At 71.8% G+C, this 15,980-nt stretch carries 15 protein-coding genes; 12 read left to right on the top strand and 3 right to left on the bottom strand.

Annotated features, from left to right (window positions below; translation table 11 throughout):
* The first annotated feature begins 30 nt into the window (after positions 1–30).
* From paaA to paaE, 5 genes are read left to right on the top strand one after another with little or no spacing between them, the layout of a single operon-like run.
* Complete coding sequence (paaA, locus tag AB0P24_RS13000; RefSeq protein WP_365793186.1) at positions 31–1,002, top strand: 1,2-phenylacetyl-CoA epoxidase subunit PaaA; 972 nt, start codon at positions 31–33, stop codon at positions 1,000–1,002.
* Positions 999–1,289 carry a 1,2-phenylacetyl-CoA epoxidase subunit PaaB gene (gene paaB, locus AB0P24_RS12995; RefSeq protein ID WP_365793184.1) on the top strand — a complete coding sequence of 97 codons (291 nt, stop codon included), beginning with the start codon at positions 999–1,001 and terminating at the stop codon, positions 1,287–1,289. The genes paaA and paaB overlap by 4 nt, the downstream gene beginning before the upstream one ends.
* A gap of 9 nt (positions 1,290–1,298) precedes the next feature.
* A complete protein-coding gene (paaC, locus tag AB0P24_RS12990; RefSeq protein WP_365793182.1) occupies positions 1,299–2,129 on the top strand; it encodes a 1,2-phenylacetyl-CoA epoxidase subunit PaaC in 831 nt (276 codons plus the stop codon).
* Positions 2,123–2,638, top strand: a complete 516-nt coding sequence (paaD, locus tag AB0P24_RS12985) for a 1,2-phenylacetyl-CoA epoxidase subunit PaaD (protein ID WP_234534590.1) — start codon at positions 2,123–2,125, stop codon at positions 2,636–2,638. Before paaC ends, paaD begins: the two co-directional genes overlap by 7 nt.
* Positions 2,638–3,750, top strand: a complete 1,113-nt coding sequence (gene paaE / locus AB0P24_RS12980; protein WP_365793180.1) for a 1,2-phenylacetyl-CoA epoxidase subunit PaaE — start codon at positions 2,638–2,640, stop codon at positions 3,748–3,750. The genes paaD and paaE overlap by 1 nt, the downstream gene beginning before the upstream one ends.
* A gap of 107 nt (positions 3,751–3,857) precedes the next feature.
* Here the strand turns inward: paaE and AB0P24_RS12975 are convergent, their stop codons facing one another.
* Both AB0P24_RS12975 and AB0P24_RS12970 read right to left on the bottom strand, forming a co-directional pair.
* Complete coding sequence (locus AB0P24_RS12975) at positions 3,858–4,598, bottom strand: cache domain-containing protein (RefSeq protein ID WP_365793178.1); 741 nt, start codon at positions 4,596–4,598, stop codon at positions 3,858–3,860.
* Positions 4,599–4,643: 45 nt separating this feature from the next.
* Entirely contained in the window at positions 4,644–5,393 is a 750-nt protein-coding gene (locus AB0P24_RS12970) for an FCD domain-containing protein (RefSeq protein ID WP_365793176.1), read from the bottom strand.
* A gap of 199 nt (positions 5,394–5,592) precedes the next feature.
* Here AB0P24_RS12970 and AB0P24_RS12965 point away from each other — a divergent pair, with 199 nt between their 5' ends.
* The 4 genes from AB0P24_RS12965 to AB0P24_RS12950 all read left to right on the top strand — a co-directional run bounded on the left by AB0P24_RS12965 (position 5,593) and on the right by AB0P24_RS12950 (position 10,485).
* Positions 5,593–7,110, top strand: a complete 1,518-nt coding sequence (locus AB0P24_RS12965) for an amino acid permease (protein WP_365793174.1) — start codon at positions 5,593–5,595, stop codon at positions 7,108–7,110.
* Positions 7,111–7,190: 80 nt separating this feature from the next.
* Positions 7,191–8,666, top strand: a complete 1,476-nt coding sequence (locus AB0P24_RS12960) for an aldehyde dehydrogenase family protein (protein ID WP_365793172.1) — start codon at positions 7,191–7,193, stop codon at positions 8,664–8,666.
* Complete coding sequence (locus tag AB0P24_RS12955; RefSeq protein WP_365793170.1) at positions 8,663–8,905, top strand: hypothetical protein; 243 nt, start codon at positions 8,663–8,665, stop codon at positions 8,903–8,905. Before AB0P24_RS12960 ends, AB0P24_RS12955 begins: the two co-directional genes overlap by 4 nt.
* Before the next feature lie 41 nt (positions 8,906–8,946).
* Complete coding sequence (locus AB0P24_RS12950) at positions 8,947–10,485, top strand: PucR family transcriptional regulator (RefSeq protein ID WP_365793168.1); 1,539 nt, start codon at positions 8,947–8,949, stop codon at positions 10,483–10,485.
* 7 nt (positions 10,486–10,492) lie between these two features.
* On the opposite strand, the gene gabT is transcribed toward AB0P24_RS12950, so the two are convergent.
* On the bottom strand, positions 10,493–11,869 hold the full coding sequence (gene gabT / locus AB0P24_RS12945; protein WP_365793166.1) for a 4-aminobutyrate--2-oxoglutarate transaminase: 1,377 nt from the start codon (positions 11,867–11,869) through the stop codon (positions 10,493–10,495).
* Positions 11,870–12,074: 205 nt separating this feature from the next.
* On the opposite strand from gabT, the gene AB0P24_RS12940 reads away from it, so the two are divergent.
* From AB0P24_RS12940 to AB0P24_RS12930, 3 genes are read left to right on the top strand one after another with little or no spacing between them, the layout of a single operon-like run.
* On the top strand, positions 12,075–13,580 hold the full coding sequence (locus AB0P24_RS12940) for an aldehyde dehydrogenase family protein (protein ID WP_365793164.1): 1,506 nt from the start codon (positions 12,075–12,077) through the stop codon (positions 13,578–13,580).
* On the top strand, positions 13,577–14,725 hold the full coding sequence (locus tag AB0P24_RS12935) for a CoA transferase (RefSeq protein WP_365793162.1): 1,149 nt from the start codon (positions 13,577–13,579) through the stop codon (positions 14,723–14,725). The genes AB0P24_RS12940 and AB0P24_RS12935 overlap by 4 nt, the downstream gene beginning before the upstream one ends.
* Before the next feature lie 53 nt (positions 14,726–14,778).
* On the top strand, positions 14,779–15,957 hold the full coding sequence (locus AB0P24_RS12930) for an acyl-CoA dehydrogenase family protein (RefSeq protein ID WP_365793160.1): 1,179 nt from the start codon (positions 14,779–14,781) through the stop codon (positions 15,955–15,957).
* Positions 15,958–15,980 lie beyond the last annotated feature (23 nt).

The raw sequence follows: 15,980 nt of genomic DNA, 5'->3' as shown, positions 1-15,980 counted from the left end.
GAACGAATGGTCGGTTGGGAGTTGGTGGAGATGACTGAAGCGGCCGGAAGGGACGCCGGACCCGATCTGGAGTCCCATTTCGAGGCGACGATCTCGCATGACCAGCGGATCGAGCCGCGCGACTGGATGCCGGAGGGCTACCGCAGGACGCTGATCCGGCAGATCGCCCAGCACGCGCACTCGGAGATCATCGGCATGCAGCCGGAGGGCGAGTGGATCACGAAGGCGCCGTCGCTGCGCCGCAAGGCGATCCTGTTCGCCAAGGTCCAGGACGAGGCAGGCCACGGCCTGTACCTGTACTCGGCCGCCGAGACCCTGGGCGCCGACCGCGCGGACCTCACCGAGCGCCTCATCGAAGGCCGCCAGAAATACTCGTCGATCTTCAACTACCCGACGCTCAGCTACGCGGACGTCGGCGTCATCGGCTGGTTCGTCGACGGCGCGGCCATCTGCAACCAGGTGCCCCTGTGCCGCAGCTCGTACGGCCCCTACGCCCGCGCCATGGTGCGGATCTGCAAGGAGGAGTCCTTCCACCAGCGGCAGGGCTACGAACTGCTGATGACCATGATGCGCGGCACCGACGCCCAGCGGGAGATGGTCCAGGACGCGGTGAACCGCTGGTGGTGGCCCTCCCTGATGATGTTCGGCCCGCCCGACGACGACTCGCCCAACTCCGCCCGGTCGATGGCCTGGAAGATCAAGCGGCACAGCAACGACGAACTGCGCCGGCGCTTCGTCGACATGACCGTGCCGCAGGCGGCCCGGCTCGGCGTGACCCTGCCCGACCCCGAGCTGCGCTGGAACGAGGAGCGCGGCCACCACGACTTCGGCACCCCCGACTTCGCCGAGCTGAAGGAAGTCATCAGCGGCAACGGCCCGTGCAACGCGCAGCGCGTCGAGCGCCGGCGCGCCGCGCACGAGGAAGGTGCCTGGGTGCGTGCGGCCGCCGGCGCCCACGCCGCCAAGCAGGCCGCCCGAGCCCGCGAGGAGGCAGTGGCATGAGCGACTCCGGGAACTGGCCCCTGTACGAGATCTTCGTCCGGGGCAAGCGCGGCCTCAACCACGTCCACGTCGGCTCGCTGCACGCAGCCGACGACCAGATGGCCCTCACCCACGCCCGCGACCTGTACACCCGGCGCAACGAGGGCGTCAGCATCTGGGCCGTGCGCTCCGAGTACATCGCCGCCTCCACCCGGGACGAGAAGGACCCCTTCTTCGCCCCCAGCGCCGACAAGGTCTACCGGCACCCGACCTTCTACGACATCCCCGACGATGTCCCGCACATCTAGGAGCCGGCGATGAGCGAAGACCACGTCTACCTGAGCCTGGCCGACGGCCACGACGACGGTGACGCCCGCTGGGCGTTCGGCACCGGCTTCGAGGACCCGCTGCACGGCGTCGACACCGCCGTACCCGACACCGTCGACGCCGCCGAACTGGCCGCCCGCTGCCTGGCGCTCGGCGACGACGCCCTGGTGCTGGCGCAGCGGCTCGCCGAATGGGTCACCCGCGCCCCGGAGCTGGAGGAGGAGATGGCGCTGGCCAACATCGGGCTCGACCTGCTCGGCCAGGCCCGCCTGCTGTACTCGCGCTGCGGCCAGACCGACGGCACCGGCCGCACGGAGGACGCCTACGCCTACTTCCGGGACGCCGCCGACTTCCGCAACGTACGCCTCGCCGAACTCCCCAACGGCGACTTCGCCTGCTCCGTCCTGCGGCTGCTGGTGTTCGCCTGCTGGCGGCTCGCCCACTTCACCGAACTGGCCTCCGCGCCCGACCCGGTGCTCGCGGCGATCGCCGCCAAGGGCGTGAAGGAGCTCACCTACCACCGGCAGTACGCCGCCGAGTGGGTCGTACGCCTGGGCGACGGCACACCGGAGTCGCATGCGCGGATGCTGACGGCCCTGGACGCGCAGGCCCCCTACTGGGAGGAGCTGTTCGCCGCCCACGACGCGCGCGACAAGGTGCTGGCGGACCTCCACCAGGTCCTCGAAGCGGCCGGACTTCCCATGCCGAGCGTCCCGTCGCTGCCCGGTCGGGGCCGGGACGGCGAGCACACCGGCCATCTCGCCCCGCTGCTGGCCGAGTTGCAGAGCGTGGCCCGCGCCCACCCGGGGGCGACGTGGTGACCGTCCTGACCGACGTCCGGCGGGCCCGGCACATCGCCGAACAGGTGCCCGACCCGGAACTTCCCATGCTCACCCTCGCCGACCTCGGTGTCCTGCGGGACGTCACCGTCGACCCGGACGGGACCGTGGTCGCCGACCTCACGCCCACGTACTCGGGCTGCCCCGCCATGGCCGAGATGCGGGCCGGGGTCGCCGCCCGGCTGCGGGACGCCGGCTTCGGCAGGGTGCGGATCCGCACGGTGCTCGACCCGCCGTGGACGAGTGACTGGATCACCCCCGAAGGACGCCGCAAACTCGCCGAACACGGCATCGCACCGCCTGGTCCCGCGCCACGGCGCGCCGCGGGTCCCGTCCCGCTGGAGCTGTCGCCGACCCGGCGCACGGTTCCCTGTCCCCGCTGCGGATCGGCCGCCACCGAGGAGACCTCCCGGTTCGCGGCCACCTCCTGCAAGGCGCTGTGGCGGTGCCTCAGCTGCCAGGAGCCGTTCGAGTACGTCAAGGAGATCTGATGGCAGAGCTGACGGCACCGGCCGCCGGTGCCCCCGCGACGACAGCACACCGGCGCCGCCCAGCCTTCCATCCCCTGCGCGTCGCCGCGGTCCGGCCGCTGTGCGAGGACGCCGTGGCGGTCACCTTCGACATCCCCGCGGACCTGGCGCAGGAGTTCGCCTTCGGCCCCGGTCAGTCGCTCACCCTCCGCCGTGAGATCGACGGACGCGACGAGCGGCGCTCCTACTCGATCTGCTCGCCGGCCGGCGCCCCGCCCCGCGTCGGCGTCCGCGAGGTGCCCGGCGGACTCTTCTCCTCCTGGCTGGTCCACGAGGTACGGCCGGGCGACACCGTCGAGGTGATGGCCCCCACCGGAGCCTTCACCCCCGACCTCAGGGTCCCCGGCCACCATGTGCTCGTCGCGGCCGGCTCGGGCATCACGCCCATGATGTCCATCGCCGAGTCGGTCCTGGCCGCCGACGACCGCTCGAAGGTGACCCTGTTCTACGGCAACCGCCGCACCGACACCGTGATGTTCGCCGACGAACTGGCCGATCTGAAGGACGAGTACCGCACCCGCTTCCACCTCGCCCACGTCCTCTCCCGCGAACCCCGCGAGGCCGAACTCCTCTCCGGCCGCCTCGACGGCGAGCGCCTCGGCGCGCTCGTCGCGGGCCTGGTCGACGTCGAGGGCGCCGACCACTGGTGGCTGTGCGGCCCGCACGGCATGGTCCTCGACGCGCAGAAGGTGCTCGCGGAACTGGGCGTCCCCGCCGGGCGGATCCACCAGGAGCTCTTCTTCGCCGACGAGCCGATCGAACCCGTCCGGCACGAGGAGGCGGCGGCGACCGGCCCGGTCAGCGAGGTCACCGTCACCCTGGACGGCCGCTCCACCACCGCACTGCTCCCGCGCGAGCGCACCCTCCTCGACTCCGCATCCCGCCTGCGCCCCGACCTCCCCTTCGCCTGCAAGGGAGGCGTGTGCGGGACCTGCCGGGCGCGCATCACGGTCGGCGAGGCCGACATGCGCCGCAACTACGCCCTGGAACCGGCCGAGGTGGACGCCGGCTACGTGCTGACCTGCCAGTCCTACCCGGTCTCCGAGTCGTTGACCGTCGACTACGACAGCTGACCGGCGCCAGGACCCGGCACGGCTCGTCGACTTCACGCCGGTCGCGGCCCTGGCCCTGCCCCTTCCCCTGTACTGGTCATGAGCTTCGTCTTCCTTGCCCTGAGGCCTCACTCGGCGGCGGAGGGCGGCACGCGGATCACGCTCCAGTCGACTTCCGGGGCCCGCACTGCCGCCCTTTCGACGCCGGCCGCACGGACCAGCAGCTCTCGGGCGATTTCCCCGACGGCCCACGTGGGCGTGTTCGCGGCCAGGACGCGGCCCTCGGCGGTGATCACCACCGCTTCACCGCCCAGGTGCTTGAGCGAGGGAACCACGAGCTGCTCGAAGGCGGCCACCGGGACATCGGCCCCGACGACGCCGAGGAACTCACCGTGCATGATCAACGGCCGGGTGAACGTCAGGATGTAGAGGCCGGCGCAGTGCAGATCGACGTACGGTCCCATGACCGTGCCGTGGCCCTCGTCGCGCGGGATCACGAACCACGGCTTGACGGTGTAGTCGTAGAAGCTCTCACTGCGCGGATCCAGGTTCAGCCGCAAGGGGCGGGGGTCCCCCTCTCCGGTCCGCTGCCACCACTCGAGGTGGAAGGCGGCGTCGTCGAGCGCGTCGGGTGCCATGACCACACCGGTGCCGTTGAACATCTCGCCCCGCTCGCGCAGCAGGGCCTTGAGCGTCGGCCGCAGGGCGGCGAGATCGTTCGTCCCGGGGTGCCTGCCGCGCCGACCGCCGCTGCTCAGGCGCGTTCGCGCCTCGGCCTCCAGGACATCCAGCGCCGAGAAGACGGCGTCCACCGCTTCGCGGACGGATCGGCTGCACTGGACGATGCCGGTGGATGGGGTGCTGGTCATCACTGTGCTCCGTCAAGGAGGGAGGCGCGGCGTGCGCCCACCGGATCAGGCATCGGTCAACCGCAGATGTGTTCGTACCAGATGACGGGCGCCGGCGACCGTGTGTTCCTCGGCCAGGCGGCGCGCGGCCGTGGCGTCCCCGGCCGCGATGGCCACCAGGATCTCGTGATGCTGGTCGGCGAAGGCCGACGCGTCGGGGCCGTCGCCCACCGGCAGCCACAGCAGGGGGCCGAGTTCGGCCTGTAGCCGTACCTCCAGCCGCGTCAGCCGGACGGACTGCGCGGCGATGGCCACCTCGATGTGAAAGCGGGCGTCGGCCTTGCGCCGTTCGGCGGGGGACTCGGCCTTCCGCAGGGCCGTGATCAGCCGGTCCAGGCTCCGTGCCAGGTCGGAGGGGGCGCGTTCGGCGGCGAAGCGCGCCGCGGTCCCCGAGACGGCGAACTGCTCGTCGCCGAGGTCGCGCAGTTCGGCGATGCCGAGTTCCTTCAGCCGGGCCTGATGGATCCTGGCCAGGCCCTCTTCCGGGTCCCTGATGAAGCTGCCGCCGTTGCGTCCGCGCCGGGTCTCGACGAGTCCCTGTTCGCGCAGCATGGCCAGGGCCTCGCGGACGGTGCCGTTGGCGACACCGAGCTGGCAGGCGAGGTCGCTCTCGCTGGGTAGCTGTTCCCCGTCCGCCATGAGCCCGATGGTGACCGCTTCGGAGATCCGGCGGACCACCATGTCCGCCCGTCCGGAGTCGCTCAAGGGCGCGAAGGCGGCGCTCATCACCGGCGAGCGGCCTTCCACTGCCGCCACGGCCCCTCCTCGAAGGTCGCGCATCCGTCACGAGAGATCGTCGTCAGGCTATCAGTCAAACCGTTGTCCTTTGAACTTCAATGTAGTAGGTTTTCGCGCACTTGAGACGCCGGACATGACCGGCCCTCGTCCGCCTCCTCCTCGGCGCGGTCCCGCCGACATCCCTCGCCGCAGCGTGTTTCCCCCAAGGAGCCCGTCGATGAACGACGCCCCGCCGTCCCCGCCGCCCCCCTCCGACGCCGACGCCCGGCGCCTCGCCGCCCTCGGCTACGAGTCCGAGTTCAAGCGCGACATGAGCCTGTGGGCCAACTTCTCCCTCGGATTCACCTATCTCTCGCCCGTCGTCGGGGTGTACACCCTGTTCGCGGCCTCCCTGATGGCCGGGGGACCGCCGATGATCTGGGCGTTCGTGATCGCGGGTGTCGGCCAGCTGCTGGTCGCGCTGGTCTTCAGCGAGGTCGTCGCCCAGTTCCCGGTGGCGGGCGGGGTGTACCCGTGGGCCCGCCGGCTGTGGGGCCGCAAGTGGGGGTGGATGACGGGCTGGATCTACCTCCTGGCGCTGCTGTCCACCATCGCGGCGGTCGCCTACGGCGCCGGGCCGTACGTGGCCGCGGTGTTCGGCTTCGCCTCCAGCACCACGACGACGATCCTGTGTGCCCTCGCGCTCCTCCTGCTCGCCACGGTCATCAACTTCGGCGGTACGAAGGTGCTGTCCGCCGTCGCGGTGTTCGGCTTCGTGGCCGAGATCGTCGGGGCCGTCGTGGTGGGTGCCTGGCTGCTGATCGCCAACCGCCACCACGGACTGGGCGTGCTCTTCCACGGCTACGGGTCCCAGGGGGACCACTCGTACCTGTACGCCTTCGCCGCCGCGTCGCTCATCGGCGTCTTCCAGTACTACGGCTTCGAGGCCTGCGGCGACGTCGCCGAAGAGGTGCCCAACCCCGGCCGGCGCATCCCCACCTCCATGCGGCGCACCATCTACATCGGCGGCGCCGCCGCGACAGCGGTGTGCCTCGCCCTCATCCTCTCCGTCAGCGACTTCGGCGCGGTGATCTCCGGCAAGGACGCCGACCCCGTGACCACCGTGCTCACCGACGCCTTCGGCAGCGGCGGCGCCCGCGTCGTCCTGGTGGTCGTCCTGCTCTCCTTCATCTCCTGCGCGATGAGCCTGCAGGCCGCCGCCAGCCGCCTGACCTACTCCTTCGCCCGCGACCGGATGATCGCCGGCAGCCGGCTCCTGGCGACCTTCTCGGAGCGGCTGCGCGTACCGCCGTACGCCCTGCTGCTCGCGGCGGTCCTTCCCGGGCTGCTCATCGTGGGTTCCGCGTACTCCGCCGACGCCCTGGTGAAGATCATCTCCTTCTCCACGCTCGGTATCTACCTGGCCTTCCAGATGGTGGTCCTCGCCTCGCTGCGGGCGCGGCTGCGCGGCTGGCGGCCGTCCGGCGAGTACCGGCTGGAGCGCTGGGGCCTGCCGGTCACGATCGGCGCTCTCGTCTACGGCGTCGTCGCGCTCGTCAACATCTGCTGGCCGCGCACGCCCGGCACGCCCTGGTACGACAACTACATCGTGCTGGTCAGCGGTGTCGTCGTGGTGGGAGTGGGCGCCGTGTACATGGCCCTGGCCAAGCCGTACGAACGCGGCGACGCCCCGGCCGGCGACGCGCTGACCACGGCGGCCCCGCGGGAGTCGTCCGCGTCGCCCGCCTCCGTCTGAGGCGCGTCAACACCCTCGGTCCGCTTCTCGTACGTCCGCCGCGCCCCGTGCGACGGTGACATCCAAAGGTGGAGTCCAGCATGTCCACAACCCTGCCCACGAAGGCACTCGTCGACGGCTCCTGGCTGGACGGCGGCGCGGGCACCTTCCCCGTGTACTCGCCGCAGTCCGGTGAACTCCTCGCCGAGGTCACCCGGTGCGACGTCGACGACGTGGAGCGGGCCGTCGCCGCCGCCCGCCGGGCCCAGCCGCAGTGGGCCGCCACGCCCCTCATCGAGCGGGTCAAGATCATGCGCCGGGTGCACGCGCTGTTCGCCGAGCGGGCCGAGGACGTCGCCCGCACGCTGACCCTGGAGATCGGCAAGACCGTCGCCGAGGCCCGCGAGGAGGTCATCGAGTACGCGGCGCCGGCCTGGCAGAAGGCCGGCGAGGAGGTCCTGCGGCACCGGGGGCTGTCGTTCCCCTCCACCCAGGAGCAGACGAACAACAAGCGGCTGGTCATGAACCACCGCCCGCTCGGCGTCGTCGGCGTGATCACCCCGTACAACTTCCCCACCGACATCTCCTCGATCGCGCTCGCGCACATCGTCGCCGCCGGCAACACGGCCGTCTGGAAGCCCTCGGAGTTCGCTCCGATCAGTTGCAACCAGGTGGCGGAGATCTTCACCGAGGCGGGTCTGCCCGACGGGGTCATCAACGTCGTGCACGGGTTCGGCGACGTCGGCGCGGCCCTCGTCGACCACCCGCGCGTGGACGGTCTGTTCTTCACCGGCTCCACCGCCACCGGTGAGCGCATCGCACGTGCCGCGGCCCTGCGTCCGCACCTGCTCGAACTCGGCGGCGACGGGCCCTTCATCATCCTCCCCGACGCGGACATCGACGCCGCCGTGGAGGCGGCGGTCAACGGCTGCTTCTACTTCGCGGGCCAGGTCTGCACCTCGGCGGAGCGCCTCCTGGTCCACGAGGCCGTGCATGACGAGTTCGTCACCAAGCTGACCGCCCGCGCCGCCCTGCTGCGCATCGGGGACCCGGCGTCGGACGAGACCGACATGGGACCGGTGCGTAACGAGGCCGGCCTGCGGCGCATCGCCGAACATGTTCAGGACGCCCGCGACCGGGGCGCCGACATCGTCCAGTTCGGCAAGGAGGAGGGCCTGTTCTTCCCGGCGACCATCCTCACCGGCGTCACCCCCGACATGCGCATCGCCCAGGAGGAGACCTTCGGTCCGGTCGCCCCGGTCATCAAGGTCTCCTCGGTGCAGGAGGCCGTCGAGATCGCCAACTCCAGCGACCTCGGCCTGATCGCGTCGCTGTGGACCCGGGACCTCGCCACCGCCTGGCGGGTCGGGGAGGCCCTGCGGCACGGCACGGTCAACATCAACGAGACCAGCAACTACTGGGACCAGCTCGCCCCCTTCGGCGGCACCGGCAAGAGCGGCGTCGGCCGTGAGCTCTCCGGCTGGTTCCTCGACACCTTCACCGAGTCCAAGCTGCTCGTCTTCGAGCTCGGAGACAGCGAACTGCGCTACGACCGCCGCGCGGAAGGGGGTTGGTGACCATACGGACGTCGCGCTTCGCGGGCGTTCGCGCCGCCACCGTCCGCGCGGTCCTCGTCGTCGGCGGCTCTGCCGCACGGGCAGGCGACGACAGGGGCCCGTTCCACGCCGCGGCCGACTCCACTCGCGCGGTGACCGGAGGAACGGGCAAGGGGCGCGAGGCGCGCGGGCAGATGCGTCCGCACGCCCTCGACGCCAAGGCAAGCGCCTGCGGCTTCACGTTCCTCGTGGAGCACTGAGAAAATACATCCACTCTTGGAGGTCATGGATGGTGAGTGCGGTGGGTGTACCGCTCGGCTGGCTGACCCGACAGCAGGACCTGAGGCTGAAGGTGCTGGCGGGCCGAGGCAGCCTGGACCGGGACGTGGTCTGGGCACACAGCATCGAACTCGCCGACCCCGCACGGTGGTTGAACGGTGGTGAGCTCGTGCTCACCACCGGGCTCCGCCTGACGCCGGACCCGGCGGCCTGCCGGGACTATGTCGCCCGCCTCACGAAAGCCGAAGTGACGGCGATCGGCTTCGGGATCGGCCTGTCGCACGAGCAGGTGCCCGAACCGCTCGTCGAGGCGGCCGAGGAGGCCGGGCTGCCGCTGCTGGAGGTGCCGCTGCGCACACCGTTCCTGGCCGTGACCAAGGCGGTGATGGAACGCCTGGCCCAGTTGCAGTACGAGGGCCTCGCCCAGGCCTCGCGCATCCAGCCGCGGATGACCCGGGCCGCACTGCACGGCGGGGCCCAGGCCGTGGTGCGGGAACTGGCCGTCTCCACCCGCACGTCCGTCGTCCTGCTGGACCACGAGGGCCGGGCGCGCGCGGCCCATCCCCCCGGCGCCGGAGCAGTGGACGGCGGCCGGGTGACAGCACTGGCCGGAGCGGAGCGGGCGACGGCCGCGGCCACCTGCGACCAGGACGGAGTGACGGCCGTGCAGCAGGTCCGCGTGGGGCCACGGGTGCACGGCCGGCTGCTCCTGATGGCCGACCGCGCCCTGACACCGGTCGACCATCTTCTGCTCGGGCACGCGGCGTCGCTGGTCGCCCTGGAGGCGGAGAAGCCGCTGCGGCTGCGCGACGAGCAGAACCACGTCAACGGCCTGCTGCTGCGCCTGCTGCTGGACGGGGCCGTCTCCGCCGCCGTCGGCCGGGAGTATCTGGCCGAGGGGGGATTTCCCGTCCGCGACGGCATCCGTGTCCTGGCGTTGCGCGGCGGCAGCCCCCGCCTGGCCCTCGAAGCCGTCGGGACGGAACTCGCCGAGCGCGGACTGCCCCTGTTCGGCCGGGTGTACGACAGTTGCGCCGCGGTCCTGCTGCCGGCCGGGCACGCGGCCACGGCGCAGACGGTCGTGGACGGCGCGCGGGCCCGGCTCCGGCCGCGGCTGTCGGCCGGACTGAGCGCCGCGCACGATCTGGACGACGGGTCCGCGGCCCTGACGGAAGCCCTCAACGCCGCGTCGGTGGCCCGGACGCGGGGCGGAGGGGAGGTGGTGTCCTTCGAGTCGCTGGCCGGCCGGCTGCTGGTCGCCCTGCCGGAGACGAGACGGGTCCTCGCGACGCTGGCCGAGACCCGGCTCGCGCCTCTCGCCGCACACGACACCGCGCACGGCACCGACCTTCTCGCGTCCCTGCGCGCCTTCCTGGAGCACAACGGCGGATGGGAGGCGGCCTCCGCGGCGCTCGGCGTGCACCGGCACACTCTGCGCAGCCGCATGGAGCGCGTGCGCGGCGTGCTGGGTGCGGATCTCGACTCGGCCCATGTGCGCGCCGAACTGCTGATGGCGCTGTCCGCCTGGCAGGAGCCCGGCGAGATCGGCCGCCGCGGCTGACGGACGGTCAGGCGAGCGAGGCGACTTCCCCGGCGACGGCGTCCCCGAGCACGGACAGTCCCTCCCGCAGCAGGGCGTCGGAGATCGACAGGGGCGGCAGGAACCGCAGGACGTTGCCGTAGCTGCCGGCGGTCAGGACGAGCAGCCCGTTCTCGTGGCAGCGCCTCGCGATGCGGGCCGCGAGGCCGGGGGCGGGCACCCGGTCGCCCGCCGGCTCGACGAGTTCGATCGCGATCATCGCGCCCCGGCCGCGTACCTCGCCGATCTCCGGGTGCCGGTCTCCGAGTTCGGCAAGGGCTTCGAGCATGGTGTCGCCGATCTCCCGGGCACGCTCCAGCAGACCGTGGGCCTCGATCTCCTCGAAGACACCGAGCGCCGCCTCGCAGGCCACCGGGTTCCCGCTGAAGGTCCCGCCCAGACCGCCGGCCGGTACCGCGTCCATCAGCTCGGCGCGACCCGTGACCGCGCCCAGCGGCAGTCCGCCTGCGAGCCCCTTGGCCGTAGTGATCAGATCGGGCTGGATCCCCTCGTGTTCGCAGGCGAACATCCGGCCGGTGCGGGCGATGCCGGCCTGGATCTCGTCGACGATCAGCAGGATGCCCCGGGCCCGGCAGATGTCGGCGACGCTGTTCAGGAACCCCGGTGCCGGAACGACGAAGCCGCCCTCGCCCTGGATCGGCTCCACCAGCACGGCGGCCACGTTCTCCGTGCCCACCTGCCTGTCCAGCAGGTCCGCGAGGGCGTACGCGGCCTCTTCGGCGCACCGGTCCGGGCCGGTGGGCCAGCGGTACGGGTATGCCATCGGGGCCCGGTGGACATCGGACGGGAAGGGGCCGAAACCCTGCTTGTAGGGCCTGTTCTTGGCGGTGAGGCTCATGGTGAGCAGCGTGCGGCCGTGGAAGGCGTGGTCGAAGGCGACGATGCCGGGTCGGCCGGTGGCGGCACGGGCGATCTTGACGGCGTTCTCCACGGCCTCCGCCCCGGAGTTGACCAGGATCGTGCGCCTCTCGCCGGGGACGGGTGCCAACTCGTTCAGCTTCTCGCACACGTCGAGATAGGACGCGTACGGGTTGACCAGGAAGCACGTGTGGGTGAACCGGCGCAGCTGCGCCGCCGCGCGCTCCGCCACCGCCGGGGCGGAGTTGCCCACCGTGGTCACCGCGATGCCGCTGCCGAAGTCGATGAAGGAGTTGCCGTCCGCGTCGACGATCACCCCGCCACCGGCCGCCTCGACGAACACGGGCAGGCTCGCGCCGACTCCGGCCGGCACCAGGCGGCGCTGGCGGGCCAGCAGTTCACGGGAACGCGGGCCGGGGATCTCACTCACGACCCGCCGGACCTGCGCGAGATCGGGACCGCCGACCGGCCGGGAAGCACCGGACATGAATCGTCCTCCGGGGTGTGCAGGGATGGGAACGCCGAGCCAAGCACCGCCACCGGCCCACGGCCATGGACGGATCGGCGCGCTGTTCCCGTGGGACGCGGGACATCTCGTCGAGTGCGCCGTCGTGGGGCCGGTGTCCAGAATGACCACCTCACGAGCCCGAATCGCCCACGGCGGCGGGTACGGACGCAGGAAAGGAAGGCCGATGCCACAGAGTGCGGGCGCGAGCGCGACGACAGGTGGACTCTCCCGGTCCCCGCGGACCCTGCGCCACCTGGTCGCGGGGGAGTGGCGGTCCGGTGACGGCGACGAGTTCCGCGACGTCAACCCGGCACGCCCGCACGAGACCGTGGCCGTGGGGCGCCTCGCCCAGGACCGCGACCTTGACCGGGCCGTCACCGCCGCCCGGGACGTCTTCCCCCGCTGGGCGGCCACCCCGCCGCACGCGCGCGGCCGGATCCTGGACCGGGCCGCCGACGTCCTCGACGCGCACGCCGAGGACTGGGGGAGCGAACTGTCCTGGGAGGAGGGCAAGACCCGGGCCGAGGGCGTCGGCGAAGTACGGCGTGCCGCGGAGATCCTGCGGTACTACGCGAGCGAGGCCTCGCGCCCCGTCGGCGAGGTGTTCGCCTCACCGCGCCCGGGCGAGCAGATCCACGTGACGCACCGGCCGGTGGGAGTCGTCGCCGTGGTGACCCCTTTCAACTTCCCTGTCGCGATACCCGCTTGGAAGATCGCCCCCGCCCTCGGGTACGGCAACACCGTGGTGTGGAAGCCGGCCGGCCTCGTTCCGCTCCTGGCCGTACGTCTGGCCGAGGCGCTGGTCGAGGCGGGGCTGCCGGAAGGCGTACTGTCCCTGCTGCTCGGGAGCGGGGCCCTCGGCGGTCGCCTCGTCGAACATCCCGGCGTGGACGCGGTGACCTTCACCGGCTCGACCTCCGTCGGCCGGAGCCTGATCGCCGCGTGCGGCAGGCTGGCCCGCCCGGTCCAGACCGAGATGGGGGGCAAGAACGCGGCCGTCGTCCTGGCCGACGCCGATCTGGAACTGGCGGCCGGCGAGGTACTGGCCGGGGCCTTCCGCTCCGCCGGCCAGAAGTGCACCGCCACCTCCCGGCTCGTCGTCCAGGAACCGGTCGCCGACGAGTTCCTCACCCTGCTGACCGAGCGTGTCTCGGCCCTGCGCGTCGGTGACCCGCTCGCGGCAGGCACGGAGATGGGGCCTCTGGTCTCGTGCCAGGCCCGGGACGAGATCCACAAGGCGGTGGCCGCCGGCGTCGCCCGCCCCGGAGCGGACCTCCTGACAGGCGGCCGGTCCTACGACGACGACCGCATGGCGGGCGCGTACCTGCAGCCGACCGTGGTCGAACTCGCGGGCGAGGACCCGCTGTGGCGCGAGGAGCTGTTCGGCCCCGTGCTGTCCGTGCGCAGGGCCCGCGATCTGGACGAGGCGCTCGCGCTCGCCGAGGACAGCGAGTTCGGGCTCTCCGCGGCCGTCTTCACCGACGACCTGCGCGCTGTGACCGCCGCCACCGAGCGGCTCGACGTCGGCGTGCTCCACATCAACTCCGAGACGGCGGGCGCCGATCCGCACGTGCCCTTCGGAGGATCGAAGCAGAGCGCGTACGGCCCCAAGGAGCAGGGCCGCGCGGCGAGGGAGTTCTACACCCGGACCAAGACGGTGTACGTACGGGCGTCGGGCGCGGCCCGATGACGGGGGAGGGGCCCCTGTCCGGTGTGCTGGTGGCCGACTTCGGACGCGTCCTGGCCGCCCCGTACGCCACCATGCTGCTGGCCGACCTGGGCGCCGACGTGATCAAGGTCGAGCACCCGGTGAACGGAGACGACACCCGGGCCTGGGGACCGCCCTACGCCCAGGGCGAAGCCACGTACTACCTGTCCGTCAACCGGAACAAGCGCTCCCTCGGCCTCGATCTGCGCGACGAGCGTGATCTGCGTCGTGCGACGGAACTGGTACGCCGGGCCGACGTCCTCTTCGAGAACTTCCGGCCCGGCACCATGGACAAGTACGGCCTCGGCTACGACCGGGCCCGTGAACTGAATCCCGGGCTGGTCTACTGCTCGATCACCGGCTTCGGGGCGGGGGCGGGAGCCGCGCTGCCCGGCTACGACCTGTTGATCCAGGCCGTCGGCGGCCTGATGAGCGTCACCGGGCCGGCGCCCGGGCAACCCGTCAAAACCGGTGTGGCCCTGGTGGACGTCCTGACCGGACTGCACTCGGCGATCGGAGTCCTGGCCGCGCTGAGGCACCGCGAGACCTCCGGGGACGGCCAGCACGTCCAGGTCGATCTCCTGTCCTGCCTGCTGTCCAGCATGGTCAACCAGGCGGGCGGCTACACCCTGGCCGGCCAGGTGCCGGGCATCCTCGGCAACCGCCACCCGTCGATCGCGCCGTACGAGACCTTCCCCGCGAAGGACCGCCCGCTGGTCATCGCCGTCGGCAACGACCGGCAGTTCGCCGCCCTCTGCCAGGGCCTGGACGCACCGGGCCTGATCGACGATCCGCGCTTCGCCACCAACACGGACCGGGTCGCACACGTCGACGAGCTCGCCGCGCGGATCCGCGAGTCGCTGGCCAGGAGGACCGCGGCCGACTGGTTCGACCGCCTCACCCCGCTGGGTGTGCCCTGCGGTCCGGTCAACGACCTCGCGCAGGCCTTCGACCTCGCGGAAACGCTCGGACTGGGCCCGCGCGCCACGGTCCCCGGGCAGGACGGCGCCCCACTCCAGTTGGTGGCCAACCCGATCGGCCTGTCCCGCACACCGCCGCGCTACGAGCGCCGACCGCCAAAACTCGGCGAACACACCGAGGACCTCACGGCCTGGCTGGATTCCTGACACCGGTCACCGCCCCCGACAAACGATCACCACCACCCCCCTTGGAGCACACCATGAGCGGCGGCAAGCCGATGAAGGACCCCCTCGACCTGCTCGACATCTCCTCCGTCCTCACCGAGGAGGAGCGCGAGATCCAGGCCACCGTCGCCAAGTTCCTCGCCGACCGGGTCCGCCCGCACATCGGCGAGTGGTTCGAGAACGCCCACTTCGCCCGGGAACTCGCCCCCGAGCTGGGCAAGCTGGGGGTCCTGGGCATGCACCTGGAAGGCTACGGCTGCGCCGGCACCAACGCCGTCAGCTACGGCCTCGCCTGTCTGGAACTGGAAGCCGCCGACTCGGGCTTCCGCAGCTTCGTCTCCGTCCAGGGCTCGCTGTCGATGTTCTCCATCTGGAAGTGGGGCTCGGAGGAACAGAAGCAGGAATGGCTGCCCCGGCTCGCCGCGGGCGAGGCGATCGGCTGCTTCGGCCTGACCGAGCCCGACTTCGGCAGCAACCCGTCCGGGATGCGCACGAAGGCGGTCCGGGACGGCGACGACTGGATCCTCAACGGTTCCAAGATGTGGATCACCAACGGCGGCATCGCGGACGTGGCCACCGTCTGGGCGCAGACCGAGGACGGCGTCCGCGGGTTCCTCGTGCCGCGCGGCACGCCCGGCTTCACCACCCAGGACATCAAGCAGAAGATGTCCCTGCGCGCCTCCGTCACCTCGGAGCTGTACTTCGACAACGTACGGTTGCCCGAGTCCGCGCGGCTGCCGCACGCGCAGGGTCTGCGCGGCCCGCTGTCCTGCCTGAACGAGGCCCGCTTCGGCATCCTCTTCGGAGCCGTCGGAGCCGCCCGTGACTCGCTGCGGTCCGCGATCGAGTACGCCGACGCCCGCGTCCAGTTCGACCGGCCGATCAGCGCCTTCCAGCTCACCCAGAAGAAGCTTGCCGACATGAGCGTCTCCCTGGGCGGCGCCGCCCTCCTCGCCCTGCACCTGGGCCGCCTGAAGGACCAGGGCCGCATCCGCGCCGAACAGATCAGCGTCGGCAAGCTCAACAACGTCCGCGAGGCGATCGCCATCGCCCGTGAGTGCCGCACGATCCTGGGAGCCAACGGCATCTCCCTGGAGTACTCACCGCTGCGCCACGCCAACAACCTCGAGTCCGTTCTCACCTACGAGGGCACCAGCGAGATCCACACCCTGGTCATCGGCCAGGCCCTGACCGGTCAGTCCGCATACCGCTGACCCGCCCCGGGCCCCGGTTCCGG

This window comes from Streptomyces sp. NPDC086519 (assembly GCF_040686075.1).
Lineage (GTDB): Bacteria > Actinomycetota > Actinomycetes > Streptomycetales > Streptomycetaceae > Streptomyces > Streptomyces shenzhenensis.
This window is presented reverse-complemented; position numbering and strand designations above follow the sequence as displayed.

Bases quoted from the DNA above. Each gene is read 5' to 3' on its own strand.
- paaA (WP_365793186.1), top strand. From the start codon at position 31: ATGACTGAAGCGGCCGGAAGGGACGCCGGACCCGATCTGGAGTCCCAT.
- paaB (WP_365793184.1), top strand. From the start codon at position 999: ATGAGCGACTCCGGGAACTGGCCCCTGTACGAGATCTTCGTCCGGGGC.
- paaC (WP_365793182.1), top strand. From the start codon at position 1,299: ATGAGCGAAGACCACGTCTACCTGAGCCTGGCCGACGGCCACGACGAC.
- paaE (WP_365793180.1), top strand. From the start codon at position 2,638: ATGGCAGAGCTGACGGCACCGGCCGCCGGTGCCCCCGCGACGACAGCA.
- AB0P24_RS12975 (WP_365793178.1), bottom strand. From the start codon at position 4,598: ATGACCAGCACCCCATCCACCGGCATCGTCCAGTGCAGCCGATCCGTC.
- AB0P24_RS12965 (WP_365793174.1), top strand. From the start codon at position 5,593: ATGAACGACGCCCCGCCGTCCCCGCCGCCCCCCTCCGACGCCGACGCC.
- AB0P24_RS12960 (WP_365793172.1), top strand. From the start codon at position 7,191: ATGTCCACAACCCTGCCCACGAAGGCACTCGTCGACGGCTCCTGGCTG.
- gabT (WP_365793166.1), bottom strand. From the start codon at position 11,869: ATGTCCGGTGCTTCCCGGCCGGTCGGCGGTCCCGATCTCGCGCAGGTC.
- AB0P24_RS12940 (WP_365793164.1), top strand. From the start codon at position 12,075: ATGCCACAGAGTGCGGGCGCGAGCGCGACGACAGGTGGACTCTCCCGG.
- AB0P24_RS12935 (WP_365793162.1), top strand. From the start codon at position 13,577: ATGACGGGGGAGGGGCCCCTGTCCGGTGTGCTGGTGGCCGACTTCGGA.
- AB0P24_RS12930 (WP_365793160.1), top strand. From the start codon at position 14,779: ATGAGCGGCGGCAAGCCGATGAAGGACCCCCTCGACCTGCTCGACATC.